This window comes from Brevibacillus thermoruber 423, from assembly GCF_000454065.1.
GTDB classification, from domain to species: domain Bacteria; phylum Bacillota; class Bacilli; order Brevibacillales; family Brevibacillaceae; genus Brevibacillus; species Brevibacillus thermoruber.
This window is the reverse complement of sequence record NZ_KE695651.1, coordinates 61,899-80,153: the sequence shown is the minus strand read 5'-3', so window position 1 is coordinate 80,153 and position 18,255 is coordinate 61,899. Positions and strand designations below refer to the sequence as shown.

Below are 18,255 nucleotides of genomic sequence, written 5' to 3'. Positions count from 1 at the left end.
CAACCGCTTGGAATACTTTGACTTGAACGTGACTTCGACACTGTCTGGCGTGGCGGCCGTGCTGCTCGTGGCCTTCCTCAGGCTCCACTGGCCGTTTCGCTTTCAATACATCGGCAATCTGTACAAGCGCCATCCGGAAAAGCGGATGCGCTGGCTGGACGCCTCCTATCGGCGAAACCGCTCCCGTTCCGTGGCGATGCTGGACAAATCGACCCACGAGATCATGGCCGGCAATTACGAACTGGCGGAAAAGTACATCGTGCAGGGGCTGAACGTCTGCAAGGAACAGCCGTCCCTGTTTAACCAGGCGTTGATCCACTACCTGTTTTACAATCTGGCCTTCGTCTACTTCAGCCTCGGGCGGTACAGCGAGGCCCTGGAAATCGCGTTTCGCGTCTATCAGCGCGACCACGGCATGACCGACTCGCTCGGCGTGATCGCCTGCTCCCACGCCCGGCTGGGCGAGATCGACAGCGCGCTGGAAGCCTTCCGCCTGATCGACGGCAGGCGTTCGGCACGCGACTGGAAGCTGTTTTGCCTGGCCGAAATCGAAGCGGCCAAAGGCAACTACGAGCGGGCCATCACCCACGTGCACCAGTTGATGACGCATGCCGGCGTCTCGCTCTGCCTGAACCGGGCCGAGCTGGAAAAGCGGTTGCAAGAATGGACAAAAGCCTCTACCCAAGCCGGGTGAGGCTTTTGTCTTGCGCTTGAAGGCGCTTTACGGCTGGCGGGCCAACGCAATCAGTTCCTGCAGAAACGGAGCGATGTCCCCCGAAAGAACGGTGCCGTGACCGGTGGCGAGCCGCTCAATCGGCCAGCCGAGCAGCATTTCCAGGCCTTCCGCCATGCCGGCCGCCTTCTCGGGCTCCTGCTCTTTCCAGCGAAGGAGAAACTGCCGCCACGATTCCCGCAGTTCCGCCCCGTAGTCGACCACCCGTTCCGCCGGCCTGGCAAAAAAGCTGAGGTGATCGCCGACAAAACAGACTTTGGTATCGGGGTCAAAAAAAGCGACGGAGCCTTCGGTATGAAACGGAAGATGGCGGAATTGCAGAAGCGGCAGGTCCCCACCGGAACCGGTAAACGTATGTCCGAACAAGGTTTGGGAAAAATCGTCCAACTCGTAGTAGTCGTCCAGGTGAATCCAATTGTGACGGGAGGGGAACAGGTCGGCGTTACCGATGTGGTCAGCGTGTCGGTGCGTGAAGTACACGTAACCGATCCGCTCCGGCTTGACTCCAATCTCCGCAAGCGCCTGCTGAAAATAGGGGCGGTGCTTGCGCAGATGGGAGTCAATCAGCACGAACGCGTCGTTTTTGGCGATGACGTAGCTGTTGATGTAGCTTTTCCAAGCTTCTTCATAGGTGAGAATCGCCCAGGTGGATTCGGCAATCAGCGCGGTAACATTGGTCAAGCCTCCATCTCTCCTCTCCTTCCGAAAATGTATTTCATTCTACCTCGTATTATACACGAATGCGGAGAGGCATGCGGCTGAAAAAGCGGCTAACGGGCGGACGCCGGCTCCGCCAGGCTGACCCAGGTTCTCCCCTGTACCTGCCGAATCGCGATCGGCACCCCGAAGAAGCGGCTCAGTTCGGCTTCCGTCAAGACGTCAACCGTGCGCCCCGCCCGATCCACTTCGCCGTTTTTCAGCAGCAGGGCATGCGTGAAGCACGGCAGAATCTCTTCGATGTGATGGGTGACGTACAAGAGCGTGGGACCGTCCGGCTGGCGGGCGATCCGGTCGATCATCTCCAGCAGTTGTTCCCGCGCCAGCAGGTCGAGACCGGTACACGGCTCATCCAGAATCAGGAGGCGCGGCGATGCCATCAGCGCCCGCGCGATCAGCACCTTTTGCCGTTCTCCCTGGGAGAGCGTCCGGTACGGGCTGTGGATGAGCGATGCACAGCCAAACATCTCCAGCAGCTCCGCCGCTTTTTGCAGATCTTCCTCCTCCGGCGCGGTGTACAACCCGATGGTCGCCTCCCTCCCGCTGAGGACGACCCGCTGTGCCGTCTCGTGTTCGTGCAGTCGGGCCATCAGCGCGGAGCTGACCCAGCCGATGGATTTTCGCACCTCGCGGAGGTCCACCGTGCCGTACCGCTGGCCCATTACAGAAACCTGCCCCGTCGTCGGCCAGACGTAGCCGCAGATGATGTTGAGCAGGCTGGTCTTGCCGGAGCCGTTCTGCCCCACCAGACACCAGTGCTCCCCCTGTTTCACCTGCCAATCAATCCCGCGCAGGATATACCGGTCCTCTCGCTGCCAGGAAACGTCCCGCAGTTCGATGGCCAGTTGTTCGTTCATCTCTCTCCACTCCTTCTGCGAAAAATTGCGACTATTATGAGTATACTAGGAGCCGAGCGGAATGGCACGGATTTCTTTCCGCCGGGTGCAGGGAACGGCTGCCATCCGGGAAAGGCAAAACAGCCCTCCCGGCAATGAGGGCTGCGGGATGGCTGTTTCTGGCGGCTGCCGGCTTCTCAGACCAGTCCGCTGTTTTCCAGGCGGGTGTGCTCCGGTCCCTGCGGCGCTTCCTTGATAAACCGTTCGTAGGGCAGATAAACTGCCAAAAAGAGCGTAAAGGCGTAGAGCAGCATCTCCACCACTTCCAGAAAACTGGTGACGAATCCGGTGCCGTTCAAAAGCTCGGCCGTGTAAAACAGCCAGGGAACCAGCCAGGTGGTCACGCATGCGGCGGTCCCAACCTTGAACGGCGCCTGCTTCACCTTTTTTCCCGACAGGTGAACGATGAGACTGAACGTCACGAAATGGCACAGCACATTGAGCAGGGTCATCACCAGTTGACCGGTTTGCTCGGGCGGAAGCGAGGCGGCCTGCCACAGCGACACCAGCAGCGGCTTCAGGGCGGGCTCGACCGTTCGGAACGCCAGCACGCACAAGGTAAACAGCAGGGAACTGAGGACAACCCCCAAGAGCGAATACTGAATCCATTTGCCCCAGGCCATCTTCCCTTCGCGGTTCCACTGCTGCTTCATCAAACTGCACGACATTTTCATCACGACGCCCTCCCTGGGTTAGAAAAGTTGAAGGCTTGCAAACAGACTCAACGCCATCAGGACAGCAAACAGATACGTCACCCAATACGCTTCCCGCCGCAGGATCAGCGTCAGCAGCAGCAGGGTAAAGAAGGCGGTGCTGAGGGTATTGAGCCACTCCAGCCGCATGTGAAACAGCGACAGTCCGTGGTAGGAAAACAAACAGAGAAAAAACAGCGCAAACGACATCCGCTTGATCCACAGCGATGCGGCGGACCCGAACGCGGTTTCGCTCACCTGCCAGGTCCCCATGTAATCCGACACGCTGGCCGGCTCGGGCTTGCCGGCAAAGCGGACATATGCCGGCTGCAGGTAGGGCGCGGTCCCCTGCTGGGAGCGGTAGCCCCAGGCCAGCATTTCTCCCCCGACCATGAACGACTGGTAGCCCGCGGGGACGGGCGGCTGGGCGTCGTCCGGGTAGGCGGGGATCAGCGGAAGGCTGCTGTCGAAGCTGAAGATGACCCGCTTGCCCTCCAGGCTGCCGAAATAGCGGCGGCCTGAGCTTCTCGTCCCGTAGCGGGTGACGAACGCGAGCTGCTTCAGCGGATATTTCATCGCGGCGGCTACACTGGCATCGACCGGAATCCAGCCGACCCCGTCGACGAAAAACTCGTTCCACGCATGCGCCTGGAACTTGCCTGCCGCCCAGGCGCCGATCACCGTCCGGCAGGGAATGCCCAACGCCCGGCAATAGGCTGCAAACAAAAAGGAAAACTCGCCGCAGTCCCCTTTTTTGTGGCAGCGCATCGCCAGCGCGCCCCGTTCCGTCGGCGGCCAGTGATAGCGGTAGTGGGCGACGATGTGGTCAAACAGTCTGCGCGCCTGTTCGATCGGCTCGCGGGCGTCGCCGACGATGCGCAGCGCTTCGTCGCGAATGTCTTCGTTCACCGGCACGAGCGGCGTGGAGCGCAGGTAGAACTGCCGCTCCTCATCCGTCAGCACCGCCGCCCCGGCCGTTTCGCCGTCCGTCTGGTCCTCCGCCGTTTTTGCGGGAACAAGCCTGGTCTCGTACGCGTCAAAGGAAAACGAGAGCACGACCCGCTGCCCGGTTCCCACTTCGTAGTAGGCGAGCGGGTTTCCGGTCGGCAGCAGAGCCGTTTCCCGCGGAGTCGTCTGCGACAGGATGCGGATGCTGCGCTGCGTCATACTGGGTGCGGGCAGGGCCAGCCACAAGTCCACCTGCGAACGCTGCCGATTGTCGTACGTGTAGTCGACGCGATACGTTTTTGTTTTCTTGTACACGAGCTGATACCGCTGTTCCATAAAAGCCCTCCTTTTCTCCTGCTGCGCTCCTGCCGTTTGCGAACGAGGCAGTATCACGGCTTGTCTTACGCGTCCTGCTTGGCCGGGCGCGCTTGCGGCAGATAGCACGCGTCATCGCAGCCGCCGGCGGGAAGGATCGTCCGCCGGGAAGCGACGAAATCGTACGCCTTTTGGCCGACGCCGAGCAGGTTGGCCAGGCACAAGAGCGGGCTGATCGGCCACAGGGGCACAAGCCGCTTGCTGATCTGGATGAAGGCGTGGATGCCGTCGCGCATGACGGCGTCGTTCACCCGCCTGCTGTGCATTCGCTGTTCCGCCTTTTGCGGGTCCAGGCCGTATACGTCGCAGACGCCCGGCTCCCGGAATGAGACGAAGCGAAGCAGTCCGAACCAGTCGAGCTTCTTCAACGTCCGGACCGAGGCTTGGCACATCGGGCACCAGCCGTCGTAAAACACCATCACCCGCTGGGCCCGTACCGGCTCCATGCGCCCGATCCGGCGGGTGCGGGTCCGAAGCGCCAGACGGACGCGGCGCCACAGCCGGGCCAGGCCGTTGTGGATGCGCAGGTACTCCTGGTCGGTGATCAGCAGGAAGTCGATCATGCACATGATCAGCGAGAAGGTGACCAGCCCCATGACCACGGCGATGCCGGTGTGAAAGCCGATCACGCAGCAGACGATTAGGTACTTCGTGCAGCGGTTGAACAACAGGAACGGAAACGCCAGCTTGACGATGACCGAAGCGTACGTAGACAGGACGATGAGGAAGTCGTTTTGCAGGATCAGGTTTTGGAAAAACGGGTGGCTGTACTCGTCCACCTGCAGGATGTAGTACACCGCCGTTCCGTTGTGCCAGACCTCCCCCATCACCTGGTACAGGCCGGAGGTCAAGTACATGATGCACAGGTTGATGATGCAGAACAGCACGGCGAAGTTGTGCAGAACCGCCTTGATCTTGTACCACATGGTGTGTTCCACCAGCGGGCGGCGGCGCCAGTATGCGTCCGCGTCTGCGGAAAAGTAGGCGGTCGTGTTGGCAAACAGCAGGTAGAACAGCACCAGCCGCATGATGTTGTCGCCGCCGTCGGAGATGAGCACGTTGCGGTCCATCAGCGAGATGGTGAAGATAAAGTTCAGCACCGAGACGATGCGCCCTTTCCAGCCGATCAGGTAGAGGATGGTGACGATAATTCCCAGGTGATAGATCAGGTCAAAATAGACCAGCGAGGGACTGAACATGTACAGCGAGTACGCGTGGTCTTTCATGGAAGCGGCCAGGTAGGTGTCGTGATCGATCAGTCCCGCGTCTGACCAGAGCAGGTAGCGCTGCGCGTAATGGATCAGGTACATGTACAGGATGATCAGGCCAAACCCGATTCGTGCCAGCGAAGCCCCGATCAAAAACTCTTCGCGGTACAGCCAATCCAACCAAAGACGTCTGTCGGCGCGCACGGCGGTACCCATGTACGGACTCCCCTTTCTCCATCAGATTGAAGGAACCACAGGTTCGTATCGTTGCCAGTCAAATTCCACGTACTGCCGTTCGTGCTGGTAGTTGGGATTGTGGCGTTCGGAAAACGGCTTGCTGGCCCGAATGAGGACGCGCAGTCGAATCGAATCCACGTCCTGGCCGGCAAAGTACTTGGGTACGTTCGAAAATCCGTAGCGGTACAGCAGGTGAACCCCTTGCTTTCGGTATTCATCCAGAAGCTCCAGATCCTCTTTGGGGAGCTTCAGATCTTCCTTGTTCCGCTTCTGTTTCTTTTCTTCAAACAGGTTGATCACGTCGTCCTGATGAAACGCCTGCGTGAACGCGCCCACGCCGAACCGCATGATGCGGTTGATGGGCGAAAAGCGATGTTCCCAGTTGGCAGTGATCAGCGGGGTCGTGATGTCGACCCAGTCGCTTTCCACCAGCCTGCCGCTGGCGTCCTTCACTTTCGCCTGTATGTAGATCGTGTTGGTATGGCTCACCGGATTGGGAGCAAACAAGTGCCAGTTTTGCGAAAAAATCGGATTGGTGTAGCCGTCGACGATGTCGCGCCATTTGTTCGTCAGCGGGTTAAACGGAAGCACGTGCAGCAGGATCATGCTGAAATGCCACAGCATCAAGGCAACCAGCAGCACGGGAAAACACGCAAGCAGTCGCTTTTGCCATTTGCCGAGTTCCACGCGAATTGACCACCTTTCCAGACAGGCTTCGATTGGAGAAGGGAAAAGAGAGGGAGAGTTCCGCACGCGGACGCTCCCCTCTCTCTTTTGTCAGGCAAACTGCGGTTTAGTTGTCAAACACAACTTCCAGGTTTTGGTTGGCGTGCAGAGGCAGGGTGGACCATCTGTTCTTGTATTTTTTGTGCGCCCATGCAGCGGCTTTCTCGCCGACGTATTTCCCGACACCTGCGGCTACGCCGGTCAGGGCGGCTACGCCGACGGCGGGGAGAACCTGCGGCTTGACGGAGCCGGCCTTTTCAATCGACGCGAAGTTGGCAGAGGTTTGAACGTTGGTGGAAGTCGCGCCTACCGATGCGGACAGCATGCCGCCGGAAACAACAGTAAGAGCAAGGGCAACCGTGACGACCTTTCTCACGAAACGATAACCTCCTCATTTTTGAAAACATATGGGATCGATGCGTGTTCCTTCCACTTCCTCACATCTGCCCCTTCAGCGGCGGGTGGGCTGGCCAGCCTTTTTTCAAGCAGGTACATGAAAAACACCCTTCCCCTGAAATTGGCGAAATATGGAAAGGGTAGGAACATCTTCATTATAGGATGCTTGTCCAAATGGTGTAAATTGACAATTGTCATATTTTGCTAAAAATGGGTCTTTTGTCACATCATCACCCGCTTATGTGATGGCATTCACATGGAAACAGCCCCTCCAATCGGAAGGGCTGGACGTTTTCTCTCATTTGCCGAACCGCGATTCCTGTCGCTTGATCTCCTCCGCCGTCGTGTCGAGCGCCGCCTGCGGGCCGGGGAAGCGGCGATGGTAGTAGGCCAGATCCATGACCAAGAGGAGCAGGAACATGCCGATCAGGGCGAACCCTGCGTTTTGATTGGGCGGAATCACCATCACGACGCTGATGAAGACGATCCAGACGAGACTGAGCACGTTGATCGGCCTGCTCCATGTGCCGAGGTTCCAGGGGCCGTAGTGCTGGGGACGGAACAGTCCTTTTGCCTCCGCCCGCAGTTTCAGGTAGAGCGGGATGCCGTAGGCGACGTAAAGACCGACGACGCTGACTGCGGTGAGGAAGGCGAGCGTGGTGTAGCTGGTGTCCGGATTGATCCGTTTCAGGATGTAGTCGAACAGCGCCAGGGCAAAGGAGAGGATCACCACCAGCCAGATCGCCTTGGCCGGCGTGCGGTATCGGACGGAGATTTCCGCCCAGTGGCGGCTCCACGGAATACCCTTGTCGCGGGAAAACGCGTACAGCATCCGCGAAAACGAGGTGACCGACGAGAGGCCGCAGAACCACATCGCAAACGTCACCAGCCAAAGCACCGCCGTCCCGAACGTCCCGCCCAGTGCTTCGCTGATGACGTGGATGAAGGCGTTTTCCGCCCCGCTCGCGGCAGCTGCGTCCTTGATGGAGAGGGTCACAAAGGCCAGCATCACAAACCCGAAAATGAACGAAAAGGCCACGGAACTGAAAATGCCCCAGGCGGCGCGAACCCGCGGGTTGATCGTTTCCTCGATCGTGTGGGCGGACGCGTCGTAGCCGGTAAACGTCCACTGCGCCTGCAAAAGGCCGATCAGGAACGCCAGGGCGTACGGTTGGTCGGAGAAGGTCTGCCCCACCTGAAACAGGTACGCCAGCGGCTGCAGCTCGTGCCGGGAGAAAAAGGCCAGGCTGCCGACCAGAATGACGACGACGCCGATGTGGTACCAGGCGGAAAAGTCGTTCAGCCTGGCGACGAGGCGAATCCCGATGTGATTGAACGCGCCGTGCAAAAGCAATGTGATCCCGAACAGCACCAGGGTCGTCGTCTCCGATGACGTGTACCCGAACGCGCCGGCCAGGAGCGGATCGGCGAACAGGGCGAACGAGTAGTCAATGCCGGCGACGATCCCGATCTGGCCGATCAGGTTGATCCAGGCCGTGTACCAACCCCAGCGCTTGTTGGCGAGGACGGCCGCCCAGTGGTACAGCGCCCCCGCGGTCGGGATGGCGGAGGCCAGTTCGGCCATGGAAGCGGCGATCAGCAGGACGAACAGGGCGACGATCGTCCAGCCGAAGCCCATCATGCCCGGCCCGCCGTAGGTCAGGCCGTGGCCGTAGAGCGACACCGCTCCGGTGAGTATCGAGATGATGGAAAAGGAGATGGCGAAATTGGAGAATCCCCCCATGTCACGCAGCAGTTCCTGGGCATACCCGAACCTGTTCAGGTCCTTTTTGTCCTCCAGAATCTGCCGCTGTTTGTCCCGTTGCATCCGCGACTCCTCCTTTCGCTCAGGTGTTCCGGTTGGAACCGATAAAGCTCTCGTGCCGGCTTTCGTCAAACCGGCGGACGCTTTCGTTGGCGCGGTAGCCGATGGCGACCGCCACGCCGATTGTCAGCAGCACCAGGACCAGGCCCAGCAGCAGCATCCCGCTCCCCTCCCCCTGTTGGTTTGAAGCCCGTCTCGGGTGAAACTCACGCCGCGAGCAGCCGGGCCGCTTAAAAGTAGTTGCAGGTGATGCCGCCGTCCACGTTCAGAATCGCCCCGTTGGTCCAGTCGGACTCGTCGGAGGCGAGATAGACGGCGCAGTGGACGATGTCTTCCGGTTTGCCGAAACGGCCGGACGGCTGCCGGCCCAGACGGATGCGCCGGGCCTCTTCGTCGCTGACCAGCCATTCGGTCAACAGCGGCGTCTCGATCGGACCGGGACAGATGGCGTTGGCACGGACGCCTTTGGGACGGAATTGGATGGCCAGCGAGCGCGTCAGCGAAACGACCGCCCCTTTGGAAGCGGTGTAGGCATCCTGCGGGACGCTGCAGCCCATGAAGGCGACGAACGAGGCGATGTTGATGATTGAGCCTTTTCCCTGCCGAATCATCGCCGGGATCACGTGCTTGCACATCAGGAACGTGCCGCGCACGTTGACGGCCATCACGCGGTCCCACACCTCGACGGGTGTATCCAGGACGGAGTGATCCTCCGCGGGCATGATCCCCGCATTGTTGTACAGGACGTCAATCCTGCCGTACCGCTCCAGGGTGGCGCTTACGGCCGCCTTGACGCTCTCCTCGTCGGCCACATCGCAGACGAACAGCGACGCCTCGCCGCCTGCCGCCTGTACCCGTTCCACCGTAGTCTGGCCGGACGTTTCGCTGATTTCAAAGACGGCCACCCTGGCTCCTTCGGCCGCAAACATGGCCGCCGCCGTTTGTCCCATGCCGCTGCCTGCTCCGGTGATGACACACACTTTGTCCTGCAAACGCATGCCTGTACGCCTCCTCATCCCTGTTCGAAATAACGGGCCCGCTCCCACGCCGTCACCACGGCGTTGAACGCCTGCTGTTCCACGCGGGCCATGTTGTAGTAGTGGTCGGCGACCGTTTCGCCAAACACGAGGCGAACCGCTTCGCTCTCCCGCCACAAGGCCATCGCCTCGTAGAGCGAGTACGGCACGCGCGGAACGCCCTCGGCCGCGTACGCGTTGCCCCGCCACTCCTCCGGCAGCGGCCGCTTTTCCTCCACGCCCAGCAAGCCCGATCCGATCATGGCCGCGTACGCCAGATACGGGTTGATGTCCGCGCCCGGAATCCGCGACTCGATTCGCAGGCTGCTGCCCTCGCCCACGATGCGGAAGCCGGCGGTGCGGTTGTCACGGCTCCACACCGCATGCACCGGTGCCCAGCTCTCCGGGGCGTAGCGCTTGTACGCGTTGACCGTCGAGGCGTAGCAGAGCGAAAACTCCCGCACATGGGCCATCACCCCGGCGAGGAAATGCTGCATCAGCGCCGACATGCCGTACGGCTGGCTCTGGGCATCAAAAAACAGATTGCGGCTGCCGTCCGCATCCCACAAGCTGAGGTGAAGATGGCCGCTGGAGCCGGTCCACTGATGATGCGGTTTGGCCATAAACGTAACGGCGTGGTCCTCCAGGATGCAGATTTCCTTTGCCCCGTGCTTGAACAGCACGTGCCAGTCGGCCGACTGCAGCGCATCCGTATACTGGATGTTGATCTCGTGCTGGCCGGCATGCGCCTCTCCCTTGGACGATTCGACGGGAATGCCCGCTTCCCGCATAAGATTGCGAATTTTCCGGAAAATCTTCTCATTTCTCGTCCCCTGCAGCAGATTGTAGTCCTCGTTGTAGTGGCCGGCCGGCCGCAGCTCCTCGTACCCGCCGCGATGAATCTCTTCGTAGGTCTGCCGGAACAGGTAAAACTCCAGCTCGCTCGCCATGAACGGCCTGAATCCCAGCTTTGCCGCTTTTTCCAACTGCTGTTTCAGCATGCTGCGCGGCGCGATGGGAATCAACTGGCCGGTCTGTTCGTCCACCGCGTCGGCCAGGACCAGCGCCGTCTTTTCCTGCCAGGGCACGATCCTCAGCGTGCTCCAGTCGGGCCTCGCCAGCCAATCGCCGTACCCGCTCTCCCAGTTCATCAGCGCGTAGCCGGGCGGCGTGTTCATCTCCATGTCGGTCCCCAACAGGTAGGTGCAGAAGTGCGTCCCTTTGCGCAGACCGCCGCGCAGACAGTAATCGGCCGTCAACCGCTTCCCCATCAGGCGCCCCTGCATGTCGACGATGGCGATCATCAGATTGTCGATCTCGCCCCTGCGCATGGCGTGCTCCAATTCCTCCACGCTCAGCAGTCCCTTCGCCGATTCCGTCATTGGTACCCCCTCCTCTCTGACCTTCGTCAGGCTGGCCTTCCCCTCTCAATCGGGCAGTGTCAACGTCACGTATTTGACGTCCAGGTATTCGGCCAAGCCGTGATGACCGCCTTCCCGCCCAACGCCGCTTTCCTTGATGCCGCCGAACGGCGCCTGCGGAACGCTGAGCGACGTGCCGTTTACCGCCACCATGCCAAACTCCAGCCCTTCGCTCATCCGGCAGGAGCGGCCCAGATCGCGCGTAAAGACGTACGCCGCCAACCCGTACGGTGTCTCGTTGGCCCAGCGGAGCACCTCTTCCTCCGATGCAAAGCGGACAATAGGGGCAACCGGGCCGAAAATTTCCTCGCGGGTGACAGCCATGGCGCGGGTGACGCCGTCCAGGACGGTGGGAGCGAAGAAATGGCCGCGCGCATACGCCCCCGCCGCCAGCCGGTAGCCGCCCGTCAGGATGCGCGCTCCGTTTTCACGGGCGTCAGCCACCAACTGCTCTGCCCTGCGCACGGCGTTCTCGTCAATCAACGGTCCCACCTGCACGCCCGGTTCCGTCCCCGCCCCCACTCGCAAACTGCGCACCCGGGCGACAATCCGCTCGGTCAGCGCGTCCGCGATCTCCTGATGGGCGTAAATGACGTTGATGCCGTTGCACATCTGCCCGGCATTTTCAAACTTGTTGGCGACGATGGCCTCGGCGGCCCGCTCCAGATCGGCATCGGGAAAGACGATCACCGGGGCGTTTCCGCCCAGTTCCAGCGACAGCCGCTTGACCTGGTCGGCCGCCCTGCGCATCAACTGCTTGCCCACTGCCGTGGAGCCGGTAAAGGAGAGCTTGCGCACGCGGGGATCGGACAGCCACGCGCCGCCAATCGCATCGGCCTCGCCCGTCACCAGGTTGGCTGCTCCGGCGGGCAGGCCCGTCTCCATCAGGCGATCGAACAGCGCTACGGCGATCAACGGCGTCTGCCGCGCCGGCTTCAGCACCGCGGTGCATCCCGCCGCGAGCGCCGGGGCCATTTTGCGCGCCACCATCGCGGCCGGGTAGTTCCACGGCGTGATCAGAGCGGCTACGCCCACGGGCTGGCGCAGCACCAGGATTCGCTGCTGTTCCCTGGAGGCGGGAATCACCTCGCCGTAGGCCCGCTTCCCCTCTTCCGCGTACCAGCGGATAAACGCGGCGGCGCCTTCGATCTCGTCCCGTGCTTCGTCCAGCGGCTTGCCCTGCTCCGCTGTCAGCAGTTCCGCCAGCACGTCCCTGTCCCGGACGATCCGCTCGGCCCACTCCATGAGGTAACCGGCGCGCGTCTGGGCCGGAAGCCGGGCCCACAGCGGGAATGCCTGCGCCGCCGAGTCGACGGCCAGCCGCGCTTCACGCTCGCCTCCCAGAGGCACCCGTCCGACCACCTCCCCCGTCGCCGGATTCGTCACGTCCAGCGCAGTCGGGAGGGAGTGCTTCTCCCCGTTGATCCAGCAATGATTCCACTGATCCCGCGTTCCGTTTGTCACTGCCATTCCTCCTCTCGGCACGACACCGCCACAGGTTGTGCAACGATTAGTACATTGTACGTGCCAATCGATCGGCTATACCTGGGAAGTGAGCCAAGCGGACGGTTCGAAAGCGGCTTCGACAGCCAAAAAACGGAGCAGACCCCCCATGGGTCTGCTCCGCAGTGACCACTGATTCGACGCGCTACTGCACGTCCAGCTTTTTTTCCTCCATGACCTCATTGATCAGAATGACGCCGTGGGACAGCGTCGTCCCACCTCCGAACGCCCCTGCCACCGCTACCGTCTCCGTGATTTCCCGTTCGCTCGCGCCTTCCGCCAGCGCCGCTTCCAGGTGATAGACGATGCAGTGCTCATTGCCCGCGAACAGCGAAATGCCGAGCGCCATCAGGTGCTTCTCCTTGGACGACAGCTCGCCGGGCGTAAAACACTCGCTGGTAAACCGGGTGTAGGCGTTCAGCGCGTCGGGCATCAGCCGACCAAACGCCTGCAGCCCTTCCCGATACTGCTCTGCCAAGTAGTGCTCCATTGCCAGTCTCCTCCAGATGATCCGTTTGTCGATAGGTTAGGTTTCCCCAAACGAACCGCTTCATGCAGGAGCGCGTCACTAAAAAAAGCGCCGCTCACTGGGAACGGCGTTGCTGCGTATCATGTTAGGAGCAGGAAGAGCACCGGCCGCCGCAGCCGCAGCCACAACTGGAGCTGGATCGGCAGGACGACGAGCCGCATCCGTGCAGCGGTCGTAGTAGTGACGCATTCTCTGTTTGTGGTGGGAGTACAGTTCGTGGTCCCTGCCGTATTTCCGGCGGTGATGGCGGTACTGCTCGCATTTTTGCTTGTAGTGGTGCATCCGCTCCAGGTGGTAATGGTATTTATCCAGATCGTAGTCGATGTCCTCCCTTCTACCATGTCTGCGCCGTTCGGAACTGGGCGGTATCGGGATATTGGGGCTGACGTTCGGCGGTATCGGGATGTTGGGCCGGACGTTCGGCGGCATCGGAATGTTGGGGCTGACGTTCGGCGGTATCGGGATGTTGGGCCGGACGTTCGGCGGTCTCCTCGGTATGTTGGGCGACGGCAGATTGGGTGACGGCCGGTTCGGAGACGGCAAGTTGGGAGACGGTACGTTCGGCGACGGCCGGTTCGGAGATGGCAGGTTGGGCGACGGTACGTTCGGCGACGGCCAGTTCGGGGACGGAAGGTTCGGGGATGGCAGGTTCGGCCATGGCAGGTTCGGAGACGGCACGTTCGGCGACGGCAAATGAGGCAGCGGCTTCTCCTTCGGCTTGCGCCTGGGCCTTGGCAGCGCCGGAGGCATTGGCGGGATCTTGCGGCGTTTTTCCACAGTCACACGTCCTTTCTGGTAAAATCGCACAGTACATGGTATGACATTCACCCTTTCCGAGAAACGACACCTGCCCACTCCCGCCGATAAAGCTGAGCCCGATTTTGCCTTGGTCGTGCGAACGCCGTGTCGGGATTCCCCTTGACTGCTTCCCTCCATCAGGTACAATGAAAAAAGACGAAATCATCTGATAATTCAAAAGGACAGAAAGTGGGGAAACGCATGCCGGGCGGGCGTCTCGCACGTTTTGCCAATCGCATAGGTACCCGGGAAGAGGGGATAGGATCAAACGTCCTATCCCCTCTTCCTTTTTCGTTCTCTGCTTTGCTAACGGAGGAAAATCCATGCGCACGACACACTTATGGTGAAGGAGGCCGCTCATGAGCGAACAACCGACCGTAATTTTCCTGGACGGCGACCATTTGTCGATCGACCAGGTGACAGCGATTGCCCGCTGCGGGGCAGTAATCCGGCTCACGCCCGAAGCGGCGGAACAGGTCCGCCGCTCCCGCGCCCTGGTGGACCGCATGGTGCGGGAACGGCGCGTGGTGTACGGCATTACCACCGGCTTTGGCAAATTTTCCGATGTCGTCATTCCCGCCGGGGACATCCGCCGCCTGCAGGAAAACCTGATCGTCAGTCACGCCTGCGGCATGGGGGAGCCGTATCCGACGGAAGTGGTCCGGGCGATCATGGCCCTGCGAATCAACGCGCTCGCCAAAGGGTATTCCGGCATCAGGGAAGAAACGCTGCAGTTGTTGATCGAGATGTGCAATCGCGGCGTCCATCCCGTCATCCCCCAGCAGGGGTCGCTCGGCGCCAGCGGAGACCTCGCCCCGCTCGCCCACATGGTGCTGGTGATGCTGGGCAAGGGAGAAGCCGAATTTCGGGGCAAGCGCCTGTCCGGCGCGGAGGCGCTGCACGCCGCAGGCCTGGCGCCGATCCGCCTGGAGGCCAAAGAAGGATTGGCACTGATCAACGGCACGCAGGCGATGACCGCCCTGCTCGCCATCGCCCTGCATGACGCCCGCATCCTGATGGAGAGCGCCGAGGTGATCGCCGCGATGACCGTGGAGGCGCTGCGCGGCATCCCGAAAGCGTTTGATCCGCAGCTCCATCTCACCCGCCCGCATCCGGGGCAGCAGGAGTCGGCGCGCCGTCTGCTCGCCCACCTGCACGGCAGCGAACGGACGACCGCCCCGGGAGAACTGCGCGTCCAGGACCCGTACAGCCTGCGCTGCATTCCCCAGGTCCACGGGGCGACGCGCGACGCGCTGGAATACGTCTGGGCGGCCGTCACACGGGAATGCAACAGCGCAACCGACAATCCCATCCTCTTCCCCGACACAGGGGAGGTGATCTCGGGCGGCAACTTCCACGGTCAGCCCATGGCGCTGGCGGCCGATTTTCTCGCCATCGCGATGGCCGAGTTGGCCAACATTTCCGAACGGCGAACGGAGCGTCTGGTCAATCCGCAGCTCAGCGGCCTGCCCGGTTTTTTGACGGAACACGGCGGGCTGCACTCCGGCTTCATGATCACCCAATACACGGCCGCTTCCATCGTCTCGGAGAACAAGGTGTTGTGCCACCCCGCTTCGGTCGACTCGATTCCCTCCTCCGCCAATCAGGAGGATCACGTCAGCATGGGCACGACGGCGGCCCGCAAGCTGCGCGCCGTTGTCGCCAATACGGCCAGGGTGCTGGCCATCGAATACCTGGCGGCCGCCCAGGCGATCGAGTTTGGCAGCGGCCGGTTGGGTGACGGCACGCAGCGGGCCTATGAGCACATCCGTCGCGCGATTCCGCGCCTGACCGAAGACCGGGAGATGCACACCGACATGGCCAAAGCGGAAGAACTCATCCGAAGCGGCGTGCTGGTCTGGTGACGTTCCCCGAAGCCACACCTCCATCGCATCCGCGTAATGGAGAAGCGGCCGCCGATCTGTTATGCTGAAAGGGAGAGGATCATGCGGCGGATACGACCGGGGGTATGCCGTCTGCGGCAAGCCTGACACGTTCCCGCAGCATCCTCTCCGCACCGACTTTTGTGACAGGAGGCGCTTTTGATGAACAAGCCGCCCCGCTCCGAAGCCATTCTGCTGTTTGACGGCGTGTGCAACCTGTGCCACGGCGCCGTCCGGTTTATCATCCCGCGCGACCCCTCCGGGCGGATCCGCTTCGCTTCGCTCCAGTCGGAGACAGGCCGCCGTCTCCTCGCCCGGCACGGCTTTCCCGCAGACGAACTGCGCACCGTCGTGCTGATCGAGGGGGACAGCCTGTACACCCGCTCGGACGCGATGCTTCGCGTCGGCCGCAAGCTGAACGGGTGGTGGCCCCTGCTCTCGTCGCTGGGACTTGTGATTCCCCGTCCTGTCCGCGACTGCGTGTACAACTGGATTGCCCGCAACCGCTACCGCTGGTTCGGGCGGCAGGAACAGTGCCTGCTCCCCACGCCGGAGATCCGTCAGCGTTTTGTGGAGTGAGGGAGGTCATGGCACCGGCGCGCCGGTCATGATCGGATACAGTTTCCCCTTGAAGGCAAACGAGGTCTTCCCCGTCTCCTCCGACACGACCAGGACGAGCGCGTCGCTTTGCTCCGTCAGTCCAATCGCCGCCCGGTGACGGGTGCCCAGCTTGCGTCCGCCTGCGTCCACTCTGGACAAAGGCAGGACGTTGCCCGCCGACACGATCCGGTTGGCGCGGACGAGAACGGCCCCGTCGTGCAGGGGGCTTCCCGGATAAAACAGGGACTCCAGCAGCGAATGGCTGAGCGACGCGCCGATGGGAACGCCCGCCTGAATCAAGCGGTCAAGCGGATCGTTCCGCTGAACCACGATCAGCGCGCCGTGGCGCCTCTCCGACAGGTGCCGGATGGCGATGGTCAGGTCCATGTAGGTATCGGTGTAAGGCCCCAGGTAGCACTGCAAATAAAACGAGGCGGCTTTCGCCTCGATCCGGGTAAACCACTCCTTGACCTCTTCCAGCTTTCCCAGCAGGCAGTTGTTCTCGTCTGCCAATACGGAAATGCTCTGCTGCAAATTCTCGACGATCTCCTGCAAATCCCGCTTGATTTGTTCCTTCATCGGGGAGACGTCGCATTCCACGTGTTCCATGCCCATCCCTCGATTCACGACCGTTCGTTCGCGATTATTGTGACCGTTCGGCCCCATCGGCATACCGCACAAACAAAAACCCCGCCGGATCGTGACCATCCGCAGGGTTTAGACGATTTGACGATGCAGGTCAAATGCTTTTCTTGATGTTCAACTGGCCGATGAAAGCTTCCGTGCTGCGCTTTCGTTCCTTGCGCATCTGCTTCCGCTCTTCGGCGGTCTCAAAGAGGTATTTTTCCTCTTCCGTTTCCGGAATGACCGGCGGAACCGGTGTCGGCTTGCCGTCTTCGTCGAGAGCGACGAAGGTCAAAAACGAGGTGGCGGTCAGAGCACGCTCCCCGGTCAGCAAGTTCTCGGATATGATTTTCACGAACACTTCCATCGACGTGGTTCCCGTCGAGGAGACGATCGCCTCCAGGCAGATGGATTGGCCCATCTTGACGGGGGTCAGGAAGTCGATGGAGTCGATGGATGCGGTGACGACCGGCCGGCGGCAGTGGCGCATGGCGGCGATGGCCCCCACTTCGTCGATGTAGGACATCATCTTTCCGCCAAACATGGTATTGTGAAAGTTGGTATCGGACGGCAGTACCAGTGAAGCCTGAATGGTTCGGGACTCCTTTGTCGTCTTAGCTTTCATCGCTGTTGCTCCTTTGCCAATCAACTTGTTGACGTTCCCATCATACCACAAGGCGGACAGGTTTCAAACGAGTGAACATCGTTTTCCGCCGCCATTTGCTGCCGCCTGTCGTGCTGCAGCCGAACCGGCCGTTTCCGCAGCGTGAACAAGCCGCCGGCCCGCTTATCGTTTCAGAACGATCTCCGCTTCCGTGCCGAAAATGGAGAGGCGCCCGTCGGCAAAAGCGGCCAGGTCTTCTTCGTCCGCAGGAATCTCCATCAGGATGTCCACGACCTGGTCGCCGTCAACGGCAAACGACAACTGCAGATCCTTTTCCCCAAACTCGTTGTCCGACAGCCGCACGTCAATCAGCTCACCGCGAAACTGCGTCACTTCCTCGTCTTCGCCGTCACTGTCCCACTGGGTAAACTGAATCTCCGCCGCCTGTCCGCGAAATTCCTTTTCCATCACCGCCATCAACTGATCGTGCCGGTGAATCTCCATGTGAATCCCTCCGTTTCATT

20 protein-coding genes are annotated in these 18,255 nt (G+C 61.1%); 4 read left to right on the top strand and 16 right to left on the bottom strand.

Annotated features, from left to right (window positions below):
• Positions 1 to 7 precede the first annotated feature (7 nt).
• On the top strand, positions 8 to 694 hold the full coding sequence (locus M516_RS0111800) for a tetratricopeptide repeat protein (RefSeq protein ID WP_029099296.1): 687 nt from the start codon (positions 8 to 10) through the stop codon (positions 692 to 694).
• 27 nt (positions 695 to 721) lie between these two features.
• On the opposite strand, the gene M516_RS0111795 is transcribed toward M516_RS0111800, so the two are convergent.
• The 13 genes from M516_RS0111795 to M516_RS0111730 form a co-directional block, all read right to left on the bottom strand.
• Entirely contained in the window at positions 722 to 1,414 is a 693-nt protein-coding gene (locus tag M516_RS0111795) for an MBL fold metallo-hydrolase (RefSeq protein ID WP_029099295.1), read from the bottom strand.
• Between the two features lie 89 nt (positions 1,415 to 1,503).
• Positions 1,504 to 2,307, bottom strand: coding sequence for an ABC transporter ATP-binding protein (locus M516_RS0111790; RefSeq protein ID WP_370512094.1), 804 nt, complete (start codon positions 2,305 to 2,307; stop codon positions 1,504 to 1,506).
• A gap of 176 nt (positions 2,308 to 2,483) precedes the next feature.
• Entirely contained in the window at positions 2,484 to 3,020 is a 537-nt protein-coding gene (locus tag M516_RS0111785) for a hypothetical protein (RefSeq protein WP_029099293.1), read from the bottom strand.
• 18 nt (positions 3,021 to 3,038) lie between these two features.
• Positions 3,039 to 4,322, bottom strand: a complete 1,284-nt coding sequence (locus tag M516_RS0111780; RefSeq protein WP_029099292.1) for a transglutaminase-like domain-containing protein — start codon at positions 4,320 to 4,322, stop codon at positions 3,039 to 3,041.
• Positions 4,323 to 4,387: 65 nt separating this feature from the next.
• Complete coding sequence (locus tag M516_RS0111775) at positions 4,388 to 5,785, bottom strand: DCC1-like thiol-disulfide oxidoreductase family protein (RefSeq protein WP_029099291.1); 1,398 nt, start codon at positions 5,783 to 5,785, stop codon at positions 4,388 to 4,390.
• A 21-nt stretch (positions 5,786 to 5,806) separates the two neighbouring features.
• On the bottom strand, positions 5,807 to 6,493 hold the full coding sequence (locus M516_RS0111770) for a DUF5819 family protein (protein ID WP_035289643.1): 687 nt from the start codon (positions 6,491 to 6,493) through the stop codon (positions 5,807 to 5,809).
• 106 nt (positions 6,494 to 6,599) lie between these two features.
• Positions 6,600 to 6,908, bottom strand: a complete 309-nt coding sequence (locus tag M516_RS0111765) for a hypothetical protein (RefSeq protein ID WP_029099289.1) — start codon at positions 6,906 to 6,908, stop codon at positions 6,600 to 6,602.
• Positions 6,909 to 7,226: 318 nt separating this feature from the next.
• Entirely contained in the window at positions 7,227 to 8,756 is a 1,530-nt protein-coding gene (locus M516_RS0111755; RefSeq protein WP_029099287.1) for an amino acid permease, read from the bottom strand.
• A 19-nt stretch (positions 8,757 to 8,775) separates the two neighbouring features.
• Positions 8,776 to 8,913 (bottom strand): hypothetical protein, encoded by a 138-nt coding sequence (locus M516_RS25610; protein ID WP_162836751.1) that lies wholly within the window; start codon positions 8,911 to 8,913, stop codon positions 8,776 to 8,778.
• Between the two features lie 70 nt (positions 8,914 to 8,983).
• Complete coding sequence (locus tag M516_RS0111745) at positions 8,984 to 9,751, bottom strand: SDR family NAD(P)-dependent oxidoreductase (protein ID WP_029099286.1); 768 nt, start codon at positions 9,749 to 9,751, stop codon at positions 8,984 to 8,986.
• A gap of 14 nt (positions 9,752 to 9,765) precedes the next feature.
• A complete protein-coding gene (locus tag M516_RS0111740; protein ID WP_029099285.1) occupies positions 9,766 to 11,151 on the bottom strand; it encodes a glutamine synthetase family protein in 1,386 nt (461 codons plus the stop codon).
• A 45-nt stretch (positions 11,152 to 11,196) separates the two neighbouring features.
• Positions 11,197 to 12,654: an NAD-dependent succinate-semialdehyde dehydrogenase gene (locus tag M516_RS0111735; RefSeq protein WP_420796322.1), complete on the bottom strand. Its 1,458-nt coding sequence runs from the start codon at positions 12,652 to 12,654 to the stop codon at positions 11,197 to 11,199.
• 184 nt (positions 12,655 to 12,838) lie between these two features.
• A complete protein-coding gene (locus M516_RS0111730) occupies positions 12,839 to 13,183 on the bottom strand; it encodes a carboxymuconolactone decarboxylase family protein (RefSeq protein WP_029099283.1) in 345 nt (114 codons plus the stop codon).
• 361 nt (positions 13,184 to 13,544) lie between these two features.
• On the opposite strand from M516_RS0111730, the gene M516_RS26165 reads away from it, so the two are divergent.
• From M516_RS26165 to M516_RS0111715, 3 genes are all read left to right on the top strand, one after another.
• Positions 13,545 to 13,919 carry a hypothetical protein gene (locus tag M516_RS26165; RefSeq protein ID WP_029099282.1) on the top strand — a complete coding sequence of 125 codons (375 nt, stop codon included), beginning with the start codon at positions 13,545 to 13,547 and terminating at the stop codon, positions 13,917 to 13,919.
• Between the two features lie 460 nt (positions 13,920 to 14,379).
• Positions 14,380 to 15,885 carry a histidine ammonia-lyase gene (gene hutH / locus M516_RS0111720; RefSeq protein WP_029099281.1) on the top strand — a complete coding sequence of 502 codons (1,506 nt, stop codon included), beginning with the start codon at positions 14,380 to 14,382 and terminating at the stop codon, positions 15,883 to 15,885.
• A gap of 180 nt (positions 15,886 to 16,065) precedes the next feature.
• The gene (locus tag M516_RS0111715) at positions 16,066 to 16,482 is read left to right on the top strand and encodes a thiol-disulfide oxidoreductase DCC family protein (RefSeq protein ID WP_029099280.1); all 417 of its coding nucleotides are present in this window, start codon (positions 16,066 to 16,068) and stop codon (positions 16,480 to 16,482) included.
• 6 nt (positions 16,483 to 16,488) lie between these two features.
• Here M516_RS0111715 and cdaS read toward each other — a convergent pair whose 3' ends face one another.
• From cdaS to M516_RS0111700, 3 genes are all read right to left on the bottom strand, one after another.
• Positions 16,489 to 17,112 carry a sporulation-specific diadenylate cyclase CdaS gene (gene cdaS, locus M516_RS0111710; RefSeq protein ID WP_029099279.1) on the bottom strand — a complete coding sequence of 208 codons (624 nt, stop codon included), beginning with the start codon at positions 17,110 to 17,112 and terminating at the stop codon, positions 16,489 to 16,491.
• A 130-nt stretch (positions 17,113 to 17,242) separates the two neighbouring features.
• Positions 17,243 to 17,752 carry an acyl-CoA thioesterase gene (locus M516_RS0111705; protein ID WP_029099278.1) on the bottom strand — a complete coding sequence of 170 codons (510 nt, stop codon included), beginning with the start codon at positions 17,750 to 17,752 and terminating at the stop codon, positions 17,243 to 17,245.
• A gap of 162 nt (positions 17,753 to 17,914) precedes the next feature.
• Positions 17,915 to 18,235, bottom strand: coding sequence for a hypothetical protein (locus M516_RS0111700; RefSeq protein ID WP_029099277.1), 321 nt, complete (start codon positions 18,233 to 18,235; stop codon positions 17,915 to 17,917).
• Between the last annotated feature and the right edge of the window lie 20 nt (positions 18,236 to 18,255).

Excerpts from the sequence above, each read along its gene's own strand:
- M516_RS0111785 (WP_029099293.1), bottom strand. The coding sequence starts at position 3,020 with ATGAAAATGTCGTGCAGTTTGATGAAGCAGCAGTGGAACCGCGAAGGG.
- M516_RS0111780 (WP_029099292.1), bottom strand. The coding sequence starts at position 4,322 with ATGGAACAGCGGTATCAGCTCGTGTACAAGAAAACAAAAACGTATCGC.
- M516_RS0111755 (WP_029099287.1), bottom strand. The coding sequence starts at position 8,756 with ATGCAACGGGACAAACAGCGGCAGATTCTGGAGGACAAAAAGGACCTG.
- cdaS (WP_029099279.1), bottom strand. The coding sequence starts at position 17,112 with ATGGAACACGTGGAATGCGACGTCTCCCCGATGAAGGAACAAATCAAG.
- M516_RS0111700 (WP_029099277.1), bottom strand. The coding sequence starts at position 18,235 with ATGGAGATTCACCGGCACGATCAGTTGATGGCGGTGATGGAAAAGGAA.
- M516_RS0111790 (WP_370512094.1), bottom strand. The coding sequence starts at position 2,307 with ATGAACGAACAACTGGCCATCGAACTGCGGGACGTTTCCTGGCAGCGA.
- M516_RS0111730 (WP_029099283.1), bottom strand. The coding sequence starts at position 13,183 with ATGGAGCACTACTTGGCAGAGCAGTATCGGGAAGGGCTGCAGGCGTTT.
- M516_RS0111705 (WP_029099278.1), bottom strand. The coding sequence starts at position 17,752 with ATGAAAGCTAAGACGACAAAGGAGTCCCGAACCATTCAGGCTTCACTG.
- M516_RS0111775 (WP_029099291.1), bottom strand. The coding sequence starts at position 5,785 with ATGGGTACCGCCGTGCGCGCCGACAGACGTCTTTGGTTGGATTGGCTG.
- hutH (WP_029099281.1), top strand. The coding sequence starts at position 14,380 with ATGAGCGAACAACCGACCGTAATTTTCCTGGACGGCGACCATTTGTCG.
- M516_RS25610 (WP_162836751.1), bottom strand. The coding sequence starts at position 8,913 with ATGCTGCTGCTGGGCCTGGTCCTGGTGCTGCTGACAATCGGCGTGGCG.
- M516_RS26165 (WP_029099282.1), top strand. The coding sequence starts at position 13,545 with ATGTCCTCCCTTCTACCATGTCTGCGCCGTTCGGAACTGGGCGGTATC.
- M516_RS0111740 (WP_029099285.1), bottom strand. The coding sequence starts at position 11,151 with ATGACGGAATCGGCGAAGGGACTGCTGAGCGTGGAGGAATTGGAGCAC.
- M516_RS0111715 (WP_029099280.1), top strand. The coding sequence starts at position 16,066 with ATGAACAAGCCGCCCCGCTCCGAAGCCATTCTGCTGTTTGACGGCGTG.
- M516_RS0111745 (WP_029099286.1), bottom strand. The coding sequence starts at position 9,751 with ATGCGTTTGCAGGACAAAGTGTGTGTCATCACCGGAGCAGGCAGCGGC.